The organism is Bacillus sp. FSL K6-0994, from assembly GCF_038630815.1.
GTDB classification, from domain to species: domain Bacteria; phylum Bacillota; class Bacilli; order Bacillales; family Bacillaceae; genus Bacillus; species Bacillus safensis.
The window spans coordinates 634,055-657,780 of record NZ_CP152043.1; the positions used below are offsets into that span (position 1 = coordinate 634,055).

Annotated in this window: 21 protein-coding genes; 17 read left to right on the forward strand and 4 right to left on the reverse strand. The window is 44.3% G+C overall.

The annotated features are described in order from the left end of the window. Positions 1 to 94 precede the first annotated feature (94 nt). From purM to ablB, 6 genes are all read left to right on the forward strand, one after another. Positions 95 to 1,135 (forward strand): phosphoribosylformylglycinamidine cyclo-ligase, encoded by a 1,041-nt coding sequence (gene purM / locus MHB69_RS03215; RefSeq protein WP_024424511.1) that lies wholly within the window; start codon positions 95 to 97, stop codon positions 1,133 to 1,135. Further along, entirely contained in the window at positions 1,132 to 1,701 is a 570-nt protein-coding gene (purN, locus tag MHB69_RS03220; RefSeq protein WP_041108687.1) for a phosphoribosylglycinamide formyltransferase, read from the forward strand. Before purM ends, purN begins: the two co-directional genes overlap by 4 nt. 15 nt (positions 1,702 to 1,716) lie before the next feature. After that, complete coding sequence (purH, locus tag MHB69_RS03225) at positions 1,717 to 3,255, forward strand: bifunctional phosphoribosylaminoimidazolecarboxamide formyltransferase/IMP cyclohydrolase (RefSeq protein ID WP_251232665.1); 1,539 nt, start codon at positions 1,717 to 1,719, stop codon at positions 3,253 to 3,255. A 12-nt stretch (positions 3,256 to 3,267) separates the two neighbouring features. Next, entirely contained in the window at positions 3,268 to 4,542 is a 1,275-nt protein-coding gene (gene purD, locus MHB69_RS03230; protein WP_024426696.1) for a phosphoribosylamine--glycine ligase, read from the forward strand. Positions 4,543 to 4,653: 111 nt separating this feature from the next. Continuing rightward, a complete protein-coding gene (locus MHB69_RS03235) occupies positions 4,654 to 4,848 on the forward strand; it encodes a hypothetical protein (RefSeq protein WP_024424515.1) in 195 nt (64 codons plus the stop codon). A 21-nt stretch (positions 4,849 to 4,869) separates the two neighbouring features. Next, positions 4,870 to 5,715, forward strand: coding sequence for a putative beta-lysine N-acetyltransferase (gene ablB, locus MHB69_RS03240; RefSeq protein ID WP_101676669.1), 846 nt, complete (start codon positions 4,870 to 4,872; stop codon positions 5,713 to 5,715). Here the strand turns inward: ablB and MHB69_RS03245 are convergent. Then, a complete protein-coding gene (locus tag MHB69_RS03245) occupies positions 5,710 to 7,368 on the reverse strand; it encodes a PucR family transcriptional regulator (RefSeq protein ID WP_101676670.1) in 1,659 nt (552 codons plus the stop codon). The genes ablB and MHB69_RS03245 overlap by 6 nt on opposite strands. Before the next feature lie 191 nt (positions 7,369 to 7,559). On the opposite strand from MHB69_RS03245, the gene MHB69_RS03250 reads away from it, so the two are divergent. Genes MHB69_RS03250 through MHB69_RS03265 form a run of 4 tightly spaced genes read left to right on the forward strand, consistent with a single transcriptional unit; the run spans position 7,560 to position 11,544 of the window. Further along, on the forward strand, positions 7,560 to 8,924 hold the full coding sequence (locus MHB69_RS03250; RefSeq protein ID WP_342495998.1) for an aspartate aminotransferase family protein: 1,365 nt from the start codon (positions 7,560 to 7,562) through the stop codon (positions 8,922 to 8,924). A 12-nt stretch (positions 8,925 to 8,936) separates the two neighbouring features. After that, on the forward strand, positions 8,937 to 9,623 hold the full coding sequence (locus MHB69_RS03255; RefSeq protein WP_101676671.1) for a CoA transferase subunit A: 687 nt from the start codon (positions 8,937 to 8,939) through the stop codon (positions 9,621 to 9,623). Then, positions 9,599 to 10,264 carry a 3-oxoacid CoA-transferase subunit B gene (locus MHB69_RS03260; protein WP_101676672.1) on the forward strand — a complete coding sequence of 222 codons (666 nt, stop codon included), beginning with the start codon at positions 9,599 to 9,601 and terminating at the stop codon, positions 10,262 to 10,264. Before MHB69_RS03255 ends, MHB69_RS03260 begins: the two co-directional genes overlap by 25 nt. 14 nt (positions 10,265 to 10,278) lie before the next feature. Further along, positions 10,279 to 11,544 carry a peptidase gene (locus MHB69_RS03265; protein WP_101676673.1) on the forward strand — a complete coding sequence of 422 codons (1,266 nt, stop codon included), beginning with the start codon at positions 10,279 to 10,281 and terminating at the stop codon, positions 11,542 to 11,544. Positions 11,545 to 11,575: 31 nt separating this feature from the next. Here MHB69_RS03265 and MHB69_RS03270 read toward each other — a convergent pair whose 3' ends face one another. Continuing rightward, the gene (locus tag MHB69_RS03270; RefSeq protein ID WP_024424522.1) at positions 11,576 to 11,797 is read right to left on the reverse strand and encodes a DUF2892 domain-containing protein; all 222 of its coding nucleotides are present in this window, start codon (positions 11,795 to 11,797) and stop codon (positions 11,576 to 11,578) included. A 125-nt stretch (positions 11,798 to 11,922) separates the two neighbouring features. On the opposite strand from MHB69_RS03270, the gene MHB69_RS03275 reads away from it, so the two are divergent. Next, positions 11,923 to 13,665 carry an adenine deaminase C-terminal domain-containing protein gene (locus tag MHB69_RS03275; protein ID WP_024426688.1) on the forward strand — a complete coding sequence of 581 codons (1,743 nt, stop codon included), beginning with the start codon at positions 11,923 to 11,925 and terminating at the stop codon, positions 13,663 to 13,665. A 561-nt stretch (positions 13,666 to 14,226) separates the two neighbouring features. Further along, on the forward strand, positions 14,227 to 14,541 hold the full coding sequence (locus MHB69_RS03280) for a YerC/YecD family TrpR-related protein (protein ID WP_024424524.1): 315 nt from the start codon (positions 14,227 to 14,229) through the stop codon (positions 14,539 to 14,541). Between the two features lie 238 nt (positions 14,542 to 14,779). Here the strand turns inward: MHB69_RS03280 and MHB69_RS03285 are convergent, their stop codons facing one another. Continuing rightward, positions 14,780 to 16,360: an FMN-binding glutamate synthase family protein gene (locus tag MHB69_RS03285; protein ID WP_098676689.1), complete on the reverse strand. Its 1,581-nt coding sequence runs from the start codon at positions 16,358 to 16,360 to the stop codon at positions 14,780 to 14,782. Between the two features lie 139 nt (positions 16,361 to 16,499). Here MHB69_RS03285 and MHB69_RS03290 point away from each other — a divergent pair, with 139 nt between their 5' ends. After that, on the forward strand, positions 16,500 to 16,730 hold the full coding sequence (locus MHB69_RS03290) for a hypothetical protein (protein WP_070326820.1): 231 nt from the start codon (positions 16,500 to 16,502) through the stop codon (positions 16,728 to 16,730). A 47-nt stretch (positions 16,731 to 16,777) separates the two neighbouring features. On the opposite strand, the gene MHB69_RS03295 is transcribed toward MHB69_RS03290, so the two are convergent. Then, complete coding sequence (locus MHB69_RS03295) at positions 16,778 to 17,137, reverse strand: DUF2283 domain-containing protein (protein ID WP_342495999.1); 360 nt, start codon at positions 17,135 to 17,137, stop codon at positions 16,778 to 16,780. Between the two features lie 264 nt (positions 17,138 to 17,401). Here MHB69_RS03295 and MHB69_RS03300 point away from each other — a divergent pair, with 264 nt between their 5' ends. From MHB69_RS03300 to MHB69_RS03315, 4 genes are read left to right on the forward strand one after another with little or no spacing between them, the layout of a single operon-like run. After that, the gene (locus MHB69_RS03300) at positions 17,402 to 18,094 is read left to right on the forward strand and encodes a heptaprenylglyceryl phosphate synthase (RefSeq protein ID WP_041108669.1); all 693 of its coding nucleotides are present in this window, start codon (positions 17,402 to 17,404) and stop codon (positions 18,092 to 18,094) included. Between the two features lie 57 nt (positions 18,095 to 18,151). Then, positions 18,152 to 20,374, forward strand: coding sequence for a DNA helicase PcrA (gene pcrA / locus MHB69_RS03305; RefSeq protein ID WP_041116090.1), 2,223 nt, complete (start codon positions 18,152 to 18,154; stop codon positions 20,372 to 20,374). Between the two features lie 40 nt (positions 20,375 to 20,414). After that, entirely contained in the window at positions 20,415 to 22,421 is a 2,007-nt protein-coding gene (ligA, locus tag MHB69_RS03310) for an NAD-dependent DNA ligase LigA (RefSeq protein WP_326136742.1), read from the forward strand. A 42-nt stretch (positions 22,422 to 22,463) separates the two neighbouring features. Continuing rightward, positions 22,464 to 23,633, forward strand: a complete 1,170-nt coding sequence (locus MHB69_RS03315) for a CamS family sex pheromone protein (RefSeq protein WP_231122822.1) — start codon at positions 22,464 to 22,466, stop codon at positions 23,631 to 23,633. The last annotated feature ends 93 nt before the right edge of the window (positions 23,634 to 23,726 follow it).

Below are 23,726 nucleotides of genomic sequence, written 5' to 3' on the forward strand. Positions count from 1 at the left end.
GAATAAAGGAGCAGCAGTCAAGATGATTTGATATGCTGCTCTTTCATTCTGCTGAAAATAAATGGAATAGAAGCAGCTAAAAGGAGTGAATGGGATGTCAGAAGCATATAAAAACGCCGGTGTCGACATCGAAGCAGGATACGAAGCCGTCAAACGAATGAAAACACACGTAGAACGTACAAAAAGAGCAGGCGTCATGGGTGCTCTAGGCGGATTTGGCGGTATGTTTGATTTATCTGAGCTGCCATACAAAAAGCCCGTTCTTGTCTCAGGAACAGATGGTGTCGGAACAAAATTAAAGCTTGCCTTTTTAATGGATCAACACGATACGATCGGTGTTGATGCCGTGGCAATGTGTGTGAACGATGTGCTGGCACAAGGGGCAGAGCCGCTCTTTTTCTTAGATTACTTAGCAGTTGGTAAAGCAGATCCGATAAAAATTGAATCAATCGTCAAAGGTGTGGCTGACGGCTGTGAGCAGTCTGGTTCAGCGCTTGTCGGCGGAGAAACAGCAGAAATGCCGGGTCTTTACACAGAAGATGAATATGATATTGCTGGTTTTTCAGTAGGCGTCGTTGAAAAGGATGAAATCGTGACAGGAGAGAGCATTAAAGAGGGGCACTTGCTTATTGGACTCAGCTCAAGCGGAATTCATAGCAATGGGTACTCCCTCGTTCGTAAAGTATTGCTGGAAGACGCTGGTCTGGATCTGCATCAAACGTATGAACCTTTTACAAGACCGCTTGGAGAAGAGCTTCTTGAACCGACCAAAATTTATGTGAAGCCTGTTCTCAAACAAGTAAAAGCCGGCAAGATTGACGGCATGGCACATGTGACAGGCGGCGGCTTTATTGAAAATTTACCGCGTATGCTGCCTGAAGGGCTTGGCGTTGAGATTGATAACGGCTCGTGGCCAGTACCGCCAATTTTCTCCTTTATTCAAGAAAAAGGACAGTTAAAGGCAGAAGAAATGTTCAACGTGTTTAATATGGGCATTGGTTTTGTCTTAGCGGTAAAAGAAGATGACCTTGTCGAAGTGATCAGAGGACTTGAAGAAGACGGAGAGAAAGCATTTCTCATCGGCCGTGTTCAAAAAGGAGAGGGTGTCACATTCGGCGGTGGAAGCCTCTCATGAAGAAGTTTGCGATCTTCGCCTCTGGAAGCGGGACGAATTTTCAAGCCATTATGGATACATTAAAAAAAGAACAGTGGCAGGCAGAGGCCGCCATTGTGATTTGTGATAAACCGGGTGCAAAGGTGCTGGAGCGTGCTGAGAAAGAGGGCATTCCCTCCTTTGCCTTTACCCCGAAGGCTTTTCCGAATAAAGCCGCTTTTGAACAAACGATCATTGAACAGCTTAGGCTGCATGAAGTGGAATGGATTTTCCTTGCTGGGTATATGAGACTGATTGGTCCGACATTACTTGAAGCATTCAGAGGGAAAATTGTCAATATCCACCCGTCCTTGCTGCCAGCCTTCCCAGGGCTGGATGCCATTGGCCAAGCCTATCAAGCAGGCGTCAAAGTGGCAGGCATCACTGTCCATTTTGTCGATGAAGGCATGGATACAGGTCCGATCATTGACCAAGCATCGATTTACATCGAACAAGGGGAAGAGCTTGAATCGATTGAAAAAAGAATGCATGAACTAGAACATACACTATATCCAAAAGTGATCAAATCACTTTTAGAATTATCTTAATGAGGTGACGAAGGCATGACGATCAAACGCGCATTAATCAGTGTTTCCGATAAAACGAATCTTGTACCTTTTGTGAAAGAATTAACAGAACTTGGCGTTGAAGTGATTTCAACTGGAGGTACACACAAGCTTCTTCAAGAGAACGGCATCAATGTCATTGGGATTTCTGAAGTCACTGGATTCCCTGAAATCATGGATGGACGACTCAAAACACTTCACCCGAACATTCATGGCGGGCTTTTAGCAGTGAGAGAAAACGATGAGCATATGGCACAGATTGAAAAGCATGGCATTCAGCCGATTGATCTTGTTGTCGTGAATCTCTATCCATTCAAAGAGACGATTTCAAAAGACGATGTGACATATGAAGAAGCAATTGAAAACATTGATATTGGCGGACCGGGAATGCTTCGTGCGGCATCAAAAAACCACCAAGACGTCACAGTGATTGTCGATCCTCGTGACTATGATACAGTCATTCAGCAAATCAAAGAAGGCGGCGTGTCACTCGAGAAAAAACGTGAGCTCGCTGCCAAGGTATTCCGTCATACGGCTGCATACGATGCTCTGATTGCGGATTACTTAACAAACTTTGTGGGCGAAACAGAGCCAGAACAGTTCACTGTCACGTTTGAGAAAAAACAATCCCTTCGTTATGGAGAAAACCCGCACCAAGCGGCGACTTTCTATGAAAATGCTCTTCCAGCCAAAGGTTCTTTGGCTACTGCAAAGCAATTACATGGAAAAGAACTTTCCTACAACAATATCAAAGATGCAGATGCCGCTCTCCAAATTGTACGTGAATTCACGGAGCCGGCAGCTGTCGCTGTGAAGCATATGAACCCGTGCGGCGTTGGTACAGGAGAAACGATTGCAGAAGCATTTGACCGAGCATTCAAGGCAGATGAAACTTCTATTTTTGGCGGCATTGTGGCACTTAACCGTGAAGTAGACAAACAAACGGCTGAGGTGCTGCATACGATTTTCTTAGAAATTGTCATCGCCCCATCGTTCAGCCAAGAAGCCCTTGACGTGTTAACGGCGAAAAAGAACCTTCGTCTATTAACATTAGATGTAGAAGCGGATCTCGGGAAAAAAGAAAAGCAGCTGACAAGTGTCCATGGCGGACTGCTTGTTCAGGATATTGACACGTACGGATTAGAGGAAGCAACCATCTCTATTCCAACGAAAAGAGAACCAACAGAAGACGAATGGAAAGACTTAAAGCTAGCTTGGAAAGTCGTCAAGCATGTGAAATCAAATGCGATTGTCCTTGCGAAAGATCAAATGACAGCAGGGATCGGTGCTGGTCAAATGAACCGTGTGGGCTCAGCTAACATTGCCATTGAGCAAGCAGGTGAAAAGGCAAAAGGAAGCGCACTAGGCTCTGATGCATTCTTCCCAATGGGCGATACAGTGGAAGCTGCTGCAAAGGCAGGCGTCACAGCGATCATTCAGCCAGGCGGATCTATTCGTGATGAAGAATCGATTCAAAAGGCAGATGAATACGGCATCGCCATGGTCTTCACTGGCGTTAGACATTTCAAACATTAAGGGGATGACAGTGTGAACGTACTAATTATCGGCAGAGGCGGAAGAGAGCATACCATCGCATGGAAAGTGAATCAAAGTGAACTTGTCAGCCAAGTATTTGTCGCACCCGGCAATGATGGAATGACAGATGCTGCGAAGCTTGTACCAATCGACGAAGGCGATCATGAGTCATTAATTCGTTTTGCAAAAGAAAACGAAATCGGCTTAACCATTGTCGGTCCAGAGGTTCCTTTAATCGCAGGTGTCGTTGATGCATTTGAAGAAGCAGGTCTAAAAGTATTTGGACCGAATGCAAAAGCTGCGGTCATTGAAGGCTCAAAGGAATTTGCAAAAGATTTAATGAAGAATTACGATATCCCGACGGCTGCTTACGCTGCCTTTACCTCGTTTGAAGAAGCAAAGGCATATGTGGAAGAAAAGGGTGCGCCGATTGTTATTAAAGCAGACGGGCTTGCCGCAGGAAAAGGCGTCACAGTGGCCATGACGCTTGAAGAGGCGGTCGATTGTCTGCATGATTTCTTAGAGGATGAAAAGTTTGGCGATGCAAGTGCATCTGTCGTCATCGAAGAATTTTTAACAGGCGAAGAATTTTCACTCATGGCTTTTGTCAACGGAGAAAAGGTGTACCCGATGGTGATTGCGCAGGATCACAAACGGGCCTTTGAAGATGACAAAGGGCCGAATACCGGCGGGATGGGCGCTTATTCACCAGTTCCGCAAATTTCAGATGAAGTGGTCCAAAAAGCGGTGGAAGATGTCGTCAAACCGGCAGCTCGCGCGATGGTGCAGGAAGGGCGTCCATTTACAGGCATTTTATATGCGGGCTTAATGCTGACACCAGAAGGCTCAAAGGTGATTGAATTCAATGCACGCTTTGGCGACCCTGAAACGCAGGTGGTTCTCCCTCGTCTTGAATCAGATCTAGTCCAAGTATTCCTCGATATTCTTGATGGAAAAGATGTGGACTTACAGTGGAAAGACACTGCGGCTGTCAGTGTGGTTCTTGCATCAGAAGGATACCCAGAAGACTATGCAAAAGGGACGCCGATCGGTGCCTTGCAAACGACTGTCACTGATGTCGTGACCTTTCACGCAGGAACAAAAAAAGAAAACGATCAATTCGTCACAAATGGCGGCCGTGTAGCGAATGTAACCGCATTTGACGACACATTTGAAGCGGCAAGATCAAGAGTGTATGAAGCGGTTGAAGAAATCATACAGCCAGGTCTATTTTATCGCCGTGACATCGGTGCCCGTGCGCTGAAGGCTGCAGGGAAAAACGTTTAATCAAAACACCTTTCTATCTGACGAGATGGAAAGGTGTTTTTTATTCATGAGAAGGGATGATGATTGAATATGAAGAAGTAGTATGGGATGACGAGTTTATGAGGAGGCAGCATGGTCATTCAAGGAATCATTCTATTTGCAATTGTGTTACTTATTTTATTTATACTGTTCTCCAATCTCATCATGTATGAAGCGAGAAAGCAAAACAAAGCCAAAAAAGGCTCAGCCATTAGGTATATGATCATGTCGATTTTTTCTGGTATCGTCATTGTTTCATTTTCCATTTGGATTTTTTTTATTAGCTGATTTATAAGAGAGGATGAGTATATGGTGCAATTGAAGGAACTTGCAAACGAGCGTTTTTCTGCCTCGATCTGTATTGATTCATTTAATGAGCGCATCCGTTTGGATGACTACAGCGGCAGGGTGAGGGATGTGATTCAGTCGGTTCTAAAGGAAGCGGCAGACTGCAAGGCTTCTAAGGTCATTGTGAAAGTCAGGCGTGAGCATATGCCTCTTTTTTTAGAAAAAGGCTTTCGGCTTGAAGGCGTGTTTTCTCATTATTTCCTTGGAAGTGATGCGTACGGCATGTCGCTCTTTCTGACGGAGGATCGGATGAACAGCCCGTATTGGCTGAAGGAAGATGAAATTGTTGCGTCTATTCAGAAAAAGCCTCTCAAAAAAGACCAAGGCACTTGGCAGGATGAGTATGTGATGAGGAAAGCCGATCCGAAGGATATTCACAAGCTGGCAAAGCTCTATGATACCGTCTTCGAAACGTATCCTACGCCAATGAATGAGCCAGATTACATCCAAAAGGTGATGGAGGAAGGGACCGTCTTTTATGCCGTTGAACATGACGGACACATTGTGAGTGCGGCATCCGCTGAAATCAATGCGCCGTATGGTCATGCGGAATTAACAGATTGTGCGACCCTTCCATCATACAGAAAACTAGGATTCATGCATCATTTGATTCTAGCACTCGAAAAAGAACTTCAATCCATGCACATCTATGTCTTTTATTCTCTCGCACGTGCACTGTCCTATGGAATGAACCAAGTGTTTTATCAGCTCGGCTATACGTATACCGGGCGTTTCCAAAACAACTGCTATATTTTTGACAAAATTGAAGATATGAATCTATGGGTGAAAACGCCGAATGAATCATGAAATGGTTCTCATCTGATCAAGCAGACCAGATAGGCGGTACGCCATGATACTGAGCTGCAGCTTCATCCGGTCATCCGTGGATTTGAGGCTGCAGCCTGTTCTCGTTTCAATTTGTTTTAAGCGATAGCTTAATGTATGCCTGTGAATAAACAATTCCCCCGCAGATTTTTGAATATTTTCATTGTGTGCCAAATACACTTCGAGTGTATGGATCAGGTCAGCCCCCTGTTTTTTCGTATAAAGCAAGGGACTTAACAGCTCCACGTAAAAGTCATGCAAATTCATACCCGCTTCATTCATTTCAAGCAGCATCCCGTATAAACCGAGCTTCTGATAATGAATGATGCATTCGTCTGTCTTTAAAAGTGGAAGAAGCCTTGCTGCATACTGTGCTTCCTTCGCGCTTTTTGAAAAGAGACCGATCTGGTCATAGGCTCTCCCGATGCCAATCACAATCGGATGGACGGGAAAAAAATAAGACCAAGTGCTCCGGCACTCCTCTGCTGCGCGATACCACTCCGCTTCTTGAAATGCTTTTTTTCCTGCTGGCGTAAGAACAAAAATGGAATCGAGCCTTGTTTTAAGTAAAAAAGGAATATGTCGGCGTTCAAATATCGACGTGAGCAATTGAGACAGGCGCTGCATCATTTGGTGATCGAGCTGTGTGTGCTGATGCTGAAATTGAAAGTAGATGACCACCTGCTCATCGCTCATATCGTATTGCAGCTTTGTTGCTTGTTCGACCACATAGCTTTCTTCTGTGTATTGCTGCTGCAAAATATCATCTAACAAATGACCTTGCATTTGGTTTTCTGTATCTTGAATGGCTTTTTGCTTCAGCCATTCAATCGCATACACCGCCCCGGCATGCTCGATGGCAATCGCGTCGAGATGATGCCACGCATCCTTTTTCTTTAAAGATACAATAAATCCGAAAATATCGCCCATCGCAATCACTGGACATGCAGCGAGGACAAACGCACCGCACGTGTCATAAACGAGCCTTCCTTTCTCCTCAGCCTGCTTGAGAAGAGGCGTCGTTTCGATTGGTTCATGATCTGTCAGAAAGCCAAAAGCAGGAGCGTACGTCACTTCATCTTTTATGAGATGAGCTGCTGTTTGATGTAAAAAAACATCAAGCACAACGATGTTCGCCGAAGTGAGGTGTGCCAGCTCATCTGTAATTTGTGTGACATTTTTATTGCTGACATTTAAATGGGTCAGTCTTTGGTGAATGGCTGAAGAATATTTAAGCTGATGGAGCTGGCTGCTGACGATTTGCTCTAGGACGGCTTTTGTAATGTCTGAGAAGTTGACATGTGAAGGAATCTCGATGAGTGGAATGCCGCTGTTTTTGGCAGCTTCGATCAGTGATGCCGGAATTTCCGTTAAGTATACGCCTTTATAAATCGCAATGGCCGATAGACGATGAGATTGAATCAGCTCCTCAAGCCGGGTGCGCCTTTCCTGATTGTCTGCAAGCCCAAAGCCGGTTGTGACGAGCAGTTCCCCTTCTGAAAGCCTTGAAGTATCTTCGATAATTTCCACGATGGTCACCCACTGAATGAGACGGTCCAGTCCATTTTCCCCAGCAAGCAGCTTTGTTTCCTTCATGATATCGAGCGAGAGTGCATCTTTGACGAGAATCGCCATAGACTCATGACCTCCTTTTGAACACTCTTATACACGATGTATAAAAAATGCGTGTGAAATTCGGGCATGTGGCGAATGGAGGATGACTGCCCTCTTGATTAAGCTAATCTTATAACAAGTATACAAAATTTTCTTGCGATTCATGAAAAAAGAAAGATGCAGCTGCTGACGAGAGAGGGAGGAATGACAAAGTGGAGACCCGGGATTACTTAATCAAACCGATGTTGAATCAGCATTATCCTGTGGCTGTGAAAGGAGAGGGGATTTATTTATATGATCGGGACGGGAAAAAATATTTAGACGGCTCATCGGGTGCTGTCACGGCGAGTATTGGACATGGCATACGAGACATCATTGATGCCATGACAGAGCAAGCGGAAAAGGTGAGCTTTACGTACAGATCACAATTCACAAATGAACCAGCAGAAGAACTAGCCTATGAATTGAGTACGCTCTGCCCAGGGAACCTGAACTGGTCTTTTTTTGTCGGAAGCGGATCAGAGGCAACAGAGACCGCCATGAAAATTGCCATTCAGCATTGGCAGGAGCAGGGGAAGGCTGAGAAGAATCACATCATTTCAAGATGGATGAGTTATCACGGCATCACACTCGGTGCGCTGTCGATGTCAGGTCATATTGCAAGGAGAGAGCGCTTTGAACCACTGCTCGAAAAACACCCGGTGCTGTCTCCGCCATACAGCTACCGTTCGTGGCTGCCAAAGGAAGAAAGCAAGCAGGTCGAATGGTATGTACAGGAATTTAAAACCGTCATTCAGCGTATAGGAAAAGAGAGGATTGCGGCTTTTATTGCAGAGCCGATTGTTGGAGCAGCGGGCGCGGCGCTTGTTCCGCCAGATGGATATTTTGCGGCGATGAAGCGAGTTTGTGAGGAAAACGATATTTTAATGATTGCAGATGAAGTCATGACAGGCTTTGGACGAACTGGGAAAATGTTTGCCATGGAACATTGGGGCGTCGTACCAGATATTATGGTACTCGGAAAAGGCATGAGCGCCGGCTATTCACCAATTGCGGCAGCTGTCTCAGCGGATCATGTGATTGCACCGATTCTCAGCGGTTCGGGCTCTGTGATGGCAGGCCACACTTATAGCGGCAATCCGCTTTCAGCAGCCGTCTCACTGGCTGTCATTCGATACATGAAAAAACACCAGCTTTCAGAACGGGCTGATCTGTCTGGCCGATATTTAATGAATGCTTTAAAGGATTTGCAAACAAAACATTCCATCATAGGGGATGTGAGAGGAAAGGGACTGCTCATTGGCATTGAGTTTGTCGCAGACCGATTATCGAAAACACCATTTCCTGCCCATGCTCAAATGACGCATTTAGTTGTGGAGACGGCCAAGCAAAATGGTTTGCTTGTTTACCCAGCAAGCGCTGGAGAGGATGGTGTGGGAGGTGCAGCGGTCATGATCGCACCGCCGCTTTCCATTACGCAGCAGGAGATGGATGATCTGATTCATTTATTCGGGCAGACAATGACGCAGGTCGAGCAAGAAGTCATCAATAGAGGGTTTTTCCCATCTGCCATGTAGGGAGGAAAGATGATGAACAAAACAGCGAACTTTGATCAAGTCATCACGCATTTTAGAGACGGAATGACCATCATGTTTGGCGGCTTTGGCGGTGTGGGGTCCCCGCCATCATTGATCGATGCCATTTTAGAAGCCAATATCAAAGACCTGACATTGATCGGAAACGATGCAGGCTTCCCGCAAATCGGTGTTGGCAGGCTGATCACAGAGGGAAGAGTGAAGAAAATCATTGCCTCTCATATTGGCTCAAATCCAATTGCCGGGCAGAAAATGCAGGCAGGTACACTAGACGTTCTTTTTTACCCGCAGGGCATCCTGGCAGAAAAGATCAGGGCAGGCGGGATGGGTTTAGCGGGCATTGTGACAGATGTCGGCATGGATAGCCTCAATCTTGATGAGAAACAATTGGTTCAGCTGGATGGAAAGAAGTATATTATTGAGCCTGCACTGACTGCGGATATCGCGATTGTGAATGCCCTCAAAGCAGATGAAGCAGGCAACCTGATTTTTGATAAAAGTGCACGGAATACAAACCCGATTGTGGCGATGGCAGGAGACTGGACCATTGCGGAGGTAGAAGAGATTGTGCCTGTGGGCGGGCTTCATCCAGAGGAAATCGTCACACCAGGCGTATTTGTGAACCAGATCGTGCAATCAAAAGGAGTGAACTGGACATGGGCATGGGAGACATCGATTTAAGACACCGCATAGCCAAACGCGCGGCACAGGAAATTGAAGATGGCATGATTGTGAATCTTGGGATTGGCATCCCGACCCTTGCAGCTGAGTACATCCCAGCACATTACGAGGTGTGGCTGCATGCAGAAAACGGCATTATGGGAGCAGGCGGTTCACCAGTACAAGGGGAAGAAGATCCGAATTTGTGCAATGCCGGCGGTTTTCCCATTACGTTAACAAAAGGCGGCTCATATATGGACAGCACAACCGCTTTTGGCATCATTCGCAAAGGGATGCTGGATATGACCATTTTAGGTGCACTTGAAGTCAGCAGTCATGGGGATCTTGCCAATTGGATTGTGCCAGGGAAACGAGTGCCGGGTATGGGTGGAGCCATTGAACTTGCGCAAAAAGCGAAAAAGGTGGTGGTCGTGATGAGCCACCTTGATAAACAAGGACAATCTAAGATAAAAGCAGCCTGCACGCTGCCCTTAACTGCTAAGTCTTGTGTAGATCTGATTATTACGGATATGGCAGTCATTGAAGTCAAATCACAGCTGCTCATTTTGCGTGAAGTCATGCCGCCGTTTCAGCCGGAAGATGTCCTGAGGGCGACAGAGGCGCCGCTCATTTTAGCGCCTGATGTCAAATCTGTTGTGTAGAAAGGATGACCGACTTGCAGCCAACCACACGTATCAGAAACTGGATGAAAGAGCATAAGGAGGAAGCCGTGACGCTTCTTCAGCAAATGGTGCAATGTGACAGCACACAAGGAAATGAGCAAGAAGTACAGCAAATCGTAGCAAATAAACTTTCTGCCATTGGCTTTGATGTTGACGTATGGGACATTGGCGGGGATGACTTGCTGAACCATCCGTATTTTTATTCCCCGAGGCGTTCCTTTAAAGGAAGTCCCAATGTCGCCGGACGATTGAAAGGTAAAGGAGGCGGCAAATCTATTTTATTAAATGGGCATGTGGATGTTGTCCCGGCAGGTGATCACAAACAATGGACATATCCGCCCTACAGCGGGCATATCATAAACGGGAGACTTTATGGACGCGGGGCAACAGATATGAAAGGTGGAAACGTTTCTTTACTCTTTGCACTTGAAGCACTGCATGCACTTCAGATTCCGCTGAAGGGAGATGTTGTGTTTCATAGTGTTGTCGAAGAAGAGAGCGGCGGTGCAGGCACCCTTGCAGCCATACTAAGAGGATATACCGCAGATGCAGCCATCATTCCAGAGCCAAGTCATATGAAAATCTTTCCGATTCAGCAGGGATCTAAATGGTTCAGACTGCATATTAAAGGAAGGGCTGCTCATGGCGGAACAAGATATCACGGCGTTTCTGCTATTGAAAAGAGCACGATTGTCCTTTCACATATAGCGGCACTTGAAGAAGAAAGAAATCAGCGAATCACCGAGCCGCTGTTTCAGCATATCCCAATCCCGATCCCAATCAATATCGGGAAAATTCAAGGCGGTGATTGGCCATCCTCTGTAGCAGACCTTGTCACAATGGAAGGCAGGCTCGGGGTGATGCCCGGTGAAACGGTAGAACAGGCAGAGAAGGAATTAGAAAATTGGATGGCAGGACTCGGAGAAAAAGATGAATGGTTCCAAGAGCATCCTGTTGAGGTCGAATGGTTTGGTGCAAGATGGCTTCCGGGTTCAATCGATACAGATCATCCGCTTTTAGGTTTATTGAAGGAACAATATGAAGCGGTCATGAAGCAGCCGCCGAAAATCGAAGCAGCCCCTTGGGGAACTGACGGCGGATTACTGTCACAGGCAGCAGGTATTCCGATCATCGTGTTTGGACCGGGAACAACGGAGCTTGCCCATTTTCCGAATGAATCCATTGACATTAAGCATGTGATTGAAGCAGCAGAAATTATTGCAGGGACAATGGTCGAATGGTGTGAAGCAGCGGAATGAGATGAAAATGATCACAAAAAAGAAGGCTGCCTTACTCAGCCTTCTCTTTATGTGTGTCCTGCTGCTCACACATATATGTCACTGGACAAAAACGAAGAATGCCAGATCCCAGTTTCATACCGCCAAACATGATGCCCAAAAGCAGCATTTTACTCCATGGTTTTCTAGCATATAAGGATCCAGCCACAGTACATATTGTCATTCCGCATGCAATTCTAATGAGCGCTTCCATTAAGCCGAGATTAGGTTTCATTGAAGGTGAATCTCCTTTTTTAAATTATTTTAAGTGTGATTTCAAGAAATTGTAACGTTTCATTAATGCGTAACGTAGTTCGTTATGTTACGATAGGGCTAATACAAATGAAGGAGAGTATGTGAATGTCCGAACGTACTTTTAATTGGAGAAACAATGACATCCGCACACAAATCGATGTAGTCGACTCAAAAATAGTTCCAACACTCCTTTTAACGAATGGACTCGTGCTTAACCCGTTTTTGAAGCAATGGGTGAAGGCAAATATTTGGATACATGATGATCGAATTGTTTATGTCGGAGCAGAGCTTCCTCAAAATAAATCAGCTAAACGTGTGATTGATTGTGAAGGGAAATACATTGTGCCTGGGTATATAGAGCCTCACGCGCATCCGTTCCATATTTATAATCCCCAATCACTTGCAGAATATGTGTCTCAATTTGGCACAACAACAATGGTCAGCGATAACTTATTTCTTCTTTTGCAAAGCAATGAAAAGAAAGCGCTTTCCACACTATGTGAATTAAAAAAGCAGCCATTTCAGTATTTCTGGTGGTCCAGATACGATCTTCAAACGGAAGTCAGATATGAAGATGAGATGCTGCCAGTTAACTACCGGAAGGAATGGATTGATCATCCTGACGTCCTCCAAGGCGGCGAATTAACAAGCTGGCCAAGATTGATGGACGGTGACGATCTCATTTTATATTGCATGCAAGAAACAAAGAAGCAGAGAAAACGAATTGAAGGGCATTTCCCTGGAGCTTCTGAGAAAACGCTAACAAAAATGAAGCTGTTTGGCGCGGACAGTGATCATGAAGCGATGAATGCCGACGATGTGTTAAAACGCTTGTCCCTTGGCTATCATGTTTCATTGCGGCATTCTTCCATCCGCCCAGATTTAGTGAACATTTTAAGAGAACTGCATGAGCGTGACTTTAGACACTATGATCACTTTTTCTATACAACAGATGGTGCTGCCCCTCACTTTTATGAGGAAGGCATGATTAACCGTTTGATTTCGATTGCCCTTGAAGAAGGCGTGCCGATCATTGATGCGTATAATATGGCGACATTTAACATTGCAAAATACTATCAAATTGATGATTTATTAGGCGTTGTTGGCCCAGGCCGGCTGGCATCTTTGAATATTTTAGATGATCCAATGAACCCAAATCCCGAAACGGTCATATCTAAAGGGGTTATCCTCAAATTAGATGGCGAGAACCAGCATCAATTCCAAGAAACAAAATGGGAAAATGGAGGGCTTGCTCCATTAGATTTAAGCTACGACCTCACGATGAGTGATTTGCAATTCTCTATGCCGCTAGGTGTGAAGATGAGAAATGCTGTCATCATGGAGCCTTATACAGTGGAAATTGATAACTCAATCAACCAGCTGTCATGTGACCATGATCAAAGCTTCTTTAGCCTGATTGACCGAAAAGGTGAGTGGCGTGTGAATACGATGCTAAAAGGGTTCGCAAATAAAGTGCAGGGCTTTGTCAGCTCATTTTCGCTCACGGGTGATATTTTAGTGATCGGGAAAAATAAAGAAGATATGATGCTGGCACATAAGCGGATGAAAGAAATTGGCGGGGGAATCGTACTCACAGAGAACGGGAAAATTTTGCACGAAATCCCGCTGCAATTATCCGGCTGTGCATCGGCTGAACCATTTGAGACTGTTCTTCAGCAGGAACAAACATTACGCGAGCTGCTCATTGAGCGCGGCTATCCATTTGACTGCCCAATTGATACACTTGTCTTTTTCCAAAGTACACATTTGCCGTATATTCGAGTGACACCAAGAGGAATATTTGATGTCATGAAAAAAACTGTACTCTTTCCGTCTATAATGCGTTAAAATATAACAGAGTGGAGCTGTATCATCTTTGCCGCATTTCTGACTGCTGTTATAGGGCAGAAGTGAGCCATGGTTCTCTTCACTGCCATGTAAGTGATCATGATCTTATGTGGAGCTGTTGACAAAGCAGAGGGCTTTGACATGACGAATGAAGTACTCTAATTGTAAAATGAATTTGCCGGTTACGCTGACCGGCCAACATATTTTGAATAACCCGAGCAAGGCGGGGCGCATATTTGTGGTCTCGCCGAGCTTTCCGTAAAGCCTGTATATGAGGGCAGAAGACCTAACCAAGCAGAAGTCATCTTTATACCGGAAGCAAACAAGTTTGTCAGATTGTCATACAAGGAAAATGACAGAACTTGTCGAATTTGTTTACGATAAAGAAGCTTCGGCTTACGAAAGAACCTGACGGCATTTTCAGCGTGGAACCAAACCTGTCATGATCTGTTCAAAGCTCATTGCTGAGGTTTTAAAAAAATTAGTCAGGAAAGATACCGCTTTCTTAGAAGAAGATCGTGCGAAGCGGTGTGGCAATAGTAAAGGAGAAGATGTATTAAGATGCAAATTGATAAATTAAGGGGCAAAAGCTTAGATCAGTTATTCAACTCCATCTTATCCCTTAAAGACCTGGAAGAATGTTATCGATTCTTTGATGATTTATGTACCATCAATGAAATCCAATCTTTATCACAGCGTCTTGAAGTAGCGCGTATGCTTCGTGAGGGAAACACGTATCATAAAATTGAGACGGAAACAGGTGCAAGCACTGCAACCATCTCACGTGTCAAACGCTGCTTGAACTATGGCAACGATGCCTATACGATGGCACTTGACCGCGTAGCAGAACAGCAGGAAAATAACGAAACAAAATAAAGCAGCTTTCACTGTAAACAATCCTTTTTACGAAAAATGGACTTGTTTGCAGTTTTTTTATGAAAAGGCGGGCAGGGGCTGATAAAGTGTCCCTGTTTTTTTACTTTAGCTCGCCCCTCCTTCATAGGAGATGCCGTCTTCGCTTGAGATGATTTCCTTAAACTCTACTGTTTGCAAACTTAGTACGCGATTGATCAAATATATTAACAAAAAAGGCGCGTTTCCGCACCTTTTCGAGCTAGACAGATGGCTGTGTGCCTGAGAACATCGGCACTTCGCTTGTCTCGCCATTCTCTTGTCTAAAGATAATATGTTTTTCATTAAAATGAATAGGCGATTCTATTCCCGCAGCTGCGGATAAATTAAACAAACCTTCTCTAAGAGACAGGATATAATTGCACACTCGGTATTTTTTTTCTTCAATCGATAAACCCTTTTGCAGCTTTGGGTCAGTCGTGGCGACGCCGACTGGGCATTTATTCGTGTGGCAGACTTGGGCACGAATGCATCCGACTGAAAACATGAGACCTCTGGCAATATTCACAAAGTCAGCTCCCATTGAAAGGGCGATCGCAATTTTATCAGGCGAGAGAAGCTTGCCAGAAGCAAAGAGCTTCACCTGATGTCTGACACCGTATTCTTTCAATATTTGATGAACCATTGGGAGCGCCGTGAAAATCGGCAGCCCTGCGGAATCCGCCAATTCATGAAAGGACGCCCCTGTACCGCCTTCTCCGCCATCCACTGTAATGAAATCAGGGTGTTTCCCGCTTTTTTTCATATAGCTGGCGAGCTCTTCAATATTTTCTTTATGTCCGACAACAAGTTTGATTCCAACTGGCTTTCCGCCTATACTCCGCAGCTGTTCAATGAAATCAAACATGTCAGGAATGGAGTGGAACATCTCAAAGCGGTTTGGGCTGTCAATGGATTGGTGAGGCGGTAATTTACGGATATTCGCTATTTCTTCCGTGACTTTTTCGCCGTCAATATGACCGCCGCGTGTTTTTGCTCCTTGTGCCAGCTTGAGTTCAAAGGCTTTGACTTCCTCGTGTTCGCTTTTTTTCTTGAATTCTTCAAAGGAAAATGCGCCATCCTCTGTTCTAACGCCAAATAAACCAGGCCCAATCTGGCAAATGATATCTGCGCCGCCTTTGAGGTGATAAGGAGAAAGCCCGCCTTCACCTGTGTTCATCCACGTCCCGCCGGCCATTTTTAATCCTGAAGATAGAGCTGTAATCGCCCTGTCGCCTAAGGAGCCGTAGCTCATGGCAGATTGACCGATCAGTCCTTTCACATGGAAAGGCTTTTGACATGTATGTTCGCCAATGACTTGTACATCCTCTTGATGAAGAAAGTAAGGATTTGCTTCGACTTCTTTGACATGTTCACTTCTTCTCAGTAAATTGTCTTGATCAATCTGATACACTTTCGTTTTGATTTTTTCAGATTGATCGATGCGAAGTTCATTTCGCTGCTTTGGAAACAAAACGTTTCGAATGTAATAGCCTGGCTTGTCAAAATCACGTTTTGATCCAAAGCCCATCGTCCGGCTTTTGTACTTCCCTGACATGACCGCCTGCTCGTATTCTCTTCTTGAGAAGGGCAGTTCCTCTCGGTCATTCAGAAACAGATATTGGCGAAGCTCAGGTCCTATTTTTTCAAAGATAAACCGCAGCTTTCCAATGACCGGATAATTTCGCAGAACTGAATGTTCTTCTTGTTTTTCATCCCTCATCCAAATCCAGATCAATAGAATGATTGGGATGATCAAACAAATGACTAGCAATGCGCCGATGACAATTAAAGTTGTTGTCACGAAGATCCCCTCTTTTCTCTTTCATTGCTGTTGTTATTCCACTTTTTAATGAAAGAGAAACCACACCAGCATATTGTGACGTTTAGAAATGAAAAGGCGGGGTAACTTACAAATAAGATCATAAGGGGAGGGAACATACATGAATAAGCGTCCAAATGCGTATGTACTTGCAGGATTAGGGGTTGGAGGTGCTGTGTTATTAGCGGTAAAAAATAAACAGCATCTGAAAAAATGGGCAAACATGTTCCGGTCAGATGAAAAGATTCCTGAAAAAGCCGGCCACCCAGATCCATTAGATATCCAAGACAACAAAATGGTCGACGAAGGGGCCATGACATCCGTCCATTACTTTAATGAAGTGAGACAATAGTTTGAAAAAACCGTTTTGAAAGATCAAAACGGTTTTTTTCTTGTTTATCATTTGACGTTATATCGAATTGGATCGACAATAGTAAAACCGATCAGCTCATTGTGATCAGGTGTTGAGAATTGGAATTCAACGCCTGACAGTTGATAGGTTGAGAGAATTTCCTGATCCGTCAAACGTAAAGAAAGCTCATCCTCATAAACCGGTACGTTCCGCAGGACCTTGGATTCTTCTGCAAATAACTCCAAGCCAGCCACTCGGCCCTCTTGGTCGATATCTACATTGACACATTCATTGACATCTAATTCAATGGTTTTTTTGATTTTCATATGCTTCGCTTGCGGGGTGATATAGATGTATCCGATGTCTATATTTTGTTCATATGTAATCGTTCTTTTCAACTGAGTCACCTCTGCTTAATAGATGGTTTTTAAATCTATAGTAAAATATTCCTTTATTGTATAATAGTATGTGACAAAGTGCCAAAATAACAACCTCTTTCAGCTCCTCTTCTAGTGGATTTTTTATCTATTCTCCAGCAATTTTATGTAAAGTCACGATCACCCATTTTCAAAAGAATGAAACTTTTAGCTAAAGGAGGTTACCCATTTTTTGCGGCCTTTGATTTTGTTATAATATTTAAATGGAATGAAACGAATGGAGGAACGTTTTTCATGTATGATGTTACCGAGTGGAAGCATGTCTTTAAACTCGATCCAAATAAAGAAATTTCCGATGAACAGCTAGAAGCGATTTGCGAATCTGGGACGGATGCCATATTGATTGGCGGAAGTGATCATGTGACAGAGGACAACGTGCTTCAATTGATGTCAAAGGTCCGCCGGTTTCTAGTGCCATGTGTGCTCGAAATCTCCACACATGAGATGATTGTGCCTGGCTTTGATCTGTATTTCATCCCGACCGTTTTAAACAGCTCTCACCCTGACTGGATTGTTGGGCTGCACAAGGACGCAATGAAGGAATTCGGTGATTTGATGTCAATGGAAGAGATTGTGCCTGAAGGCTATGTGATCTTAAATGAAGATTGTAAAGCGGCCAAGCTTACAGAGGCAAATACAGCGCTGGATATTGATGACGTCAGGGCATATGCAAGAGTGGCAGAGCATTTGATGAAGCTGCCCATTTTTTATCTGGAATACAGCGGAACGCTTGGAGACATAGAGCTTGTCAAAGAAACAAAAGCAGTGCTTGATGAAACAGTTCTTTTTTATGGCGGCGGCATCCAGAACGCTAAGCAGGCAAAAGACTTCTCGCAGCATGCAGACGTTGTGGTTGTAGGAAACGTCATTTATGACAATTTCAAAGAAGCTCTAAAGACAGTCGAAGCAGTCAAAAAGTCATCATAGTCAAATAAGACGAAACGGGTTAAAATAGAACATAAGTTCGAATTGGCGGTGAATGGAATGAATGAAATATCGAATCATCTATTAGAAGGACTGAATGACGCGCAGAAAGAAGCAGTCAAAGCAACAGACGGTCCTCTATTGTTGATGGCAGGAGCAGGAAGCGGGAAGACACGGGTGCTCACACATCGAATTGCCTACTTAATGGCAGAAAAGCATGTGGCGCCGTGGAACATTTTAGCGATTACATTTACAAATAAAGCAGCACGTGAAATGCGTGAACGTGTCCAGGCAATTTTAGGGCCTGGCGCAGATGACATCTGGATCTCTACGTTTCACAGCATGTGTGTCCGTATTTTAAGACGCGATATTGACCGTATTGGTGTGAATCGCAACTTCTCTATTTTAGACACATCTGATCAGCTTTCAGTTATTAAAAACATTTTAAAAGAACGGAATATCGATCCTAAAAAGTTTGACCCGCGCAGCATTTTAGGTTCCATCAGCAGTGCAAAAAACGAACTCATTGACGCAGAGGAATACGCCAAAACAGCGGGTGATTTCTATGATCAAGTGGTCAGCGATGTCTATACAGATTATCAAAAGCGTTTACTCAAAAACCAATCACTCGACTTTGATGATTTAATTATGATGACAATTCGTCTGTTTGAGCGCATTCCTGAAGTATTAGAGCACTATCAGCGGAAATTCCAATACATTCATGTGGATGAGTATCAGGATACGAACAGAGCACAGTACATGCTTGTGAAACTGCTCGCGCAGCGCTTTCAAAATATATGTGTTGTCGGTGACTCGGATCAGTCTATTTATCGCTGGCGCGGAGCGGATATTACAAACATTCTCTCCTTTGAAAAAGATTATCCATCCAGTGAAGTGATTCTGCTTGAGCAAAATTACAGATCGACGAAACGCATTTTGCAAGCCGCAAATACGGTCATTCAAAACAATGCAAACCGGAAGCCGAAAAATCTTTGGACAGAAAATGATGAAGGAGCGAAGATTGCCTATTATCGTGCAGATAATGAATTTGGTGAAGGACAATTTGTCGCAGGAAAGATTCGTCAGCTTCATCAGAGCGGAAAGCGCAAATTATCCGATTTTGCGATCCTTTACCGGACAAATGCTCAGTCTCGTGTCATAGAGGAAACGTTAATGAAAGCCAACATTCAGTACAATATTGTCGGCGGCACGAAGTTCTATGACAGAAAAGAGATCAAAGACATTTTGGCATACTTACGCCTAGTGGCAAACCCAGATGACGATATTAGTTTTGCACGAATTGTCAACGTACCAAAGCGCGGAATCGGGGCGACATCTGTTGATAAAATTGCAGCATATGCTGAGATGAATGACCTGTCTATGTTTGAAGCACTTGGTCAGGTGGATTTCATTGGACTGAGTGCACGGGCAGCCAATGCGCTTGATGAGTTCAAACAGCTCATTGATCAAATGACGAACATGCAGGACTATTTATCTGTCACTGAATTAACAGAAGAAATTCTAGAGAAAACAGGCTATCGTGAAGCGCTGAAGCTCGAAAAAACCATTGAAGCACAAAGCCGCTTAGAAAATATTGACGAGTTTTTATCCGTCACTAAGAATTTTGAAGAACAAAATGAGGACAAGTCACTTGTGACCTTCCTGACAGATCTCGCCCTCGTCGCAGACATTGATAAGCTGGATGAGAATGAAGAAGAAGATCAGGATGCCGTCATCTTAATGACACTTCACGCTGCAAAAGGTCTAGAATTCCCTGTTGTTTTCTTAATGGGAATGGAGGAAGGTGTCTTCCCGCACAGCCGTTCATTAATGGAAGATGCAGAGATGGAAGAAGAGCGCCGCCTCGCTTATGTAGGCATCACACGGGCTGAAGAAGAGCTTTATTTATCAAGTGCAAAAATGAGAACACTTTTCGGCCGGACAAACATGAACCTTGAATCAAGATTCATTCGAGAAATACCAGCCGATTTATTGGACAACCTAAATGAGAAAAAAGAAACAAAAACACCGTTTGGCCAAACAAGAGAAAGACCGCAGAGACGGGGACCTGTCTCGCGTCCGCAAACTCAAACGATTCAAAACACAGGCGGCGGCAGTATTGGCTGGGCTGTGGGCGATAAAGCGGCCCATAAAAAATGGGGCGTTGGTACGGTTGTGAGTGTGAAAGGCAGCGGAGACAGCACAGAGCTTGATATTGCGTTCCCAAGCCCGACAGGCATTAAGCGTCTTCTCGCAGCATTTGCACCAATCGAGAAGCAATAAACTGATAGGACAAAACGGATGAATTGAAAGGAAGAAGCAGATGGATAAAGAAGCAGCGAAACGCCGGATCGAGGAACTGCACCAGATTTTGAATCAATACAACTACGAATATCATACACTTGATCGTCCAAGTGTTCCTGACGCTGAATATGATGCGCGGATGCGTGAGCTGATTTCTCTGGAGGAAGAGCACCCTGATTTAAAAGCAGCGGATTCTCCTTCACAAAGAGTAGGCGGCGCTGTTTTAGACGCCTTCCAAAAAGTACGTCACGGCACACCAATGCTCAGCCTTGGGAATGCGTTTAATGAACAGGACCTTCTTGATTTTGACCGCCGGGTTCGTCAAGCAGTCGGTGACGATATCGCATACAATGTCGAGCTGAAAATTGATGGACTCGCTGTTTCTCTCCGTTATGAAAATGGCGTGTTTGTCCGAGGAGCGACACGCGGAGATGGAACAACGGGGGAGGATATTACTGAAAACCTCAAAACGATTCGTTCCATCCCGCTTAAAATCAAACGCCCTCTGTCGATTGAAGTGAGAGGCGAGGCATTTATGCCAAAACCTTCTTTTGAAGCATTAAATGAAAAAAGAATACAAAACGAAGAAGAGCCGTTTGCAAACCCGCGTAATGCGGCTGCAGGTTCACTTCGTCAGCTAGATACGAAAATTGCAGCGAAACGAAACCTTGATATATTCGTCTACAGTATAGCGGAGCTTGATGAAATTGGTGTTGAAACGCAAAGCGCAGGACTTGATCTTCTCGACGAACTTGGCTTTAAAACAAACAAAGAAAGACGGATGTGCCAAACGATCGAAGAAGTCATCGAGCTCATTGAAACATTAAAAGTAAAGCGTGCCGATTTTTCATATGAAATCGATGGAATTGTCATTAAAGTCGATTCACTGGCTCAGCAGGAAGAACTCGGCTTTACAGCAAAAAGCCCGCGCTGGGCGATTGCGTACAAGTTTCCGGCTGAAGAGGTCGTAACGAAGCTGCTTGATATTGAACTAAGCGTCGGGCGTACAGGCGTGATTACACCAACAGCGATTCTTGAGCCTGTCAAAGTAGCAGGGACGACAGTGCAGCGTGCATCTCTTCATAATGAAGATTTGATCAAAGAAAAGGATATTCGCTATTTTGATCAGGTGATTGTGAAAAAAGCCGGCGATATTATTCCTGAAGTCGCAGGTGTCCTTGTCGATCAGCGTACAGGCGAAGAAAAGCCGTTTCACATGCCAACTGAATGTCCAGAGTGTCATAGTGAGCTGGTGCGAATCGAAGGAGAAGTGGCCTTGCGATGCATCAATCCAGAATGTCCTGCCCAAATACGTGAGGGTCTCATTCACTTCGTTTCCCGTAATGCAATGAATATTGATGGGCTTGGCGAGCGGGTCATTACACAGCTCTTCAAGGAACAGCTCGTTTCTCGTGTGTCAGACCTTTACCGATTAACGAAAGAAGAGCTGATTCAGCTTGAACGAATGGGCGAAAAATCTGTCGACAATTTACTGCGTTCGATTGAGCAGTCGAAAGAAAACTCTCTTGAGCGTTTACTATTTGGACTCGGTATTCGATTTATTGGTTCAAAGGCGGCTAAGACCTTGGCGATGCATTTCGAAAACATCGACCAATTAAAGCAAGCAACGAAAGAACAATTACTTGAAGTCGACGAAATTGGTGAAAAAATGGCTGATGCCGTCGTCACGTACTTTGAGAAAGAAGAAATACTCGATCTGCTGAACGAACTAAAAGAGCTTGGAGTCAATATGACCTATACAGGGCCAAAGCCGGTAAAAGCAGAAGAAAGTGATTCCTATTTTGCAGGAAAAACCATTGTGCTGACAGGAAAGTTAGAAGAAATGGCTCGAAACGATGCAAAAGCAGCGATCGAAGCATTAGGCGGCAAGCTGGCAGGCAGTGTGAGTAAAAAAACAGATCTAGTCATTGCCGGAGAAGCAGCGGGGAGTAAGCTGACAAAGGCAGAAGAACTCAATATTGAAATTTGGGACGAAGCTAAAATGCTCGAGGAGCTAAAGAAATAAGAGGAGTGTTTTCTATTGAAAAAGTTGTTATTGCTGCTGACAATGCTCACACTGGTATTGTCAGCGTGTGCACCTTTTGGGGGAAAGGAAGAGGAAGAGGTCACACAAAAAACGGATGAAACGAAGGAAACAAAGGAAACAGCCATCATCCCGATGTACAATATCTCAGACTCCTATTACAAAATGGTGCTGCCGTTTAAACAAGGAGCTGCGAGAGGTTTAACAGCGGAGCGTCTCAACACACGCTTGGACATTGATGAATTTGAAACAGGACTCATGCGCCTCGCAACAGAGTCATTTAATACAAACGACTATCTTTTCCAAGAAGGACAGCATTTAGATGAGGACACCGTTCTCAGCTGGCTGGCACGCAAAAAAACAGGCAGTGATCTGAAAAAGGCAGAAAAAGAAGATAAAGACTTTAAGAATCTAGGCTTAAATCCTGCTCTTCCAAACTCAGGTTCAACAAAGTCTAAAAATGAAAATAGTCCTATCTACTTAGCTTCGATGCTAGAGCATAATTACTTAATTCGAAAAGACAAAAACAGCTTACAGCTTGGCGGAGTTGTCATTGGTCTTGCACTGAACTCTGTTTATTATTACCGTGAAAAGATCGGTGACCCGCAGCAAGAGGTGACCATCGATTCATCGAAAAATTCAAAGAAACTTTTGGCAGAGGGTGAAAAAATCGCTGAACAAGTGGTCAAGCGCATTCGTCAAATGGACGGACTGCAAAAAGTGCCTGTCATGATTGCCCTTTATAAGCAAGCACCAAAATCATCTATCGTTCCAGGCAACTTTATCGCCAAAACGGATGTGAAGGCAGGCTCTGCTGATATCGGAAATTGGGATACGCTCAATGAGGAGAATGTATTCTTCCCTTCAGATAATGCGAAAAGCAGCTACAAAGATGATTCAGAGCGATTTGACCGCTTCAAGACAAAGGTCGAAGACTACTTCCCGAATTACACTGGTGTTGTAGGAAAAGGCTTTTACAAAAACGGCAACCTGCAAAAAATGAAAATCGAAATTCCAATGCAGTTCTATGGAAAAACGGAAGTCGTAGCCTTCACACAATATTTAACGGGTGAAGTCATGGATTATTACAAGAGTACCAATATTGAAATCAACATCACATCTTCTGATCAACAAGAAGCCCTGATCACGAAAAATGCTGAAGACAAAGAACCGACTGTTCATATATATGACTAAATAAGAGGGATTTCCAAACTCTTGTCAAAATATTAGTAGAAACCAAGAAGAAAGGCAGGTATGTTGATGCTCGTATAATGCTGATTACCGTCA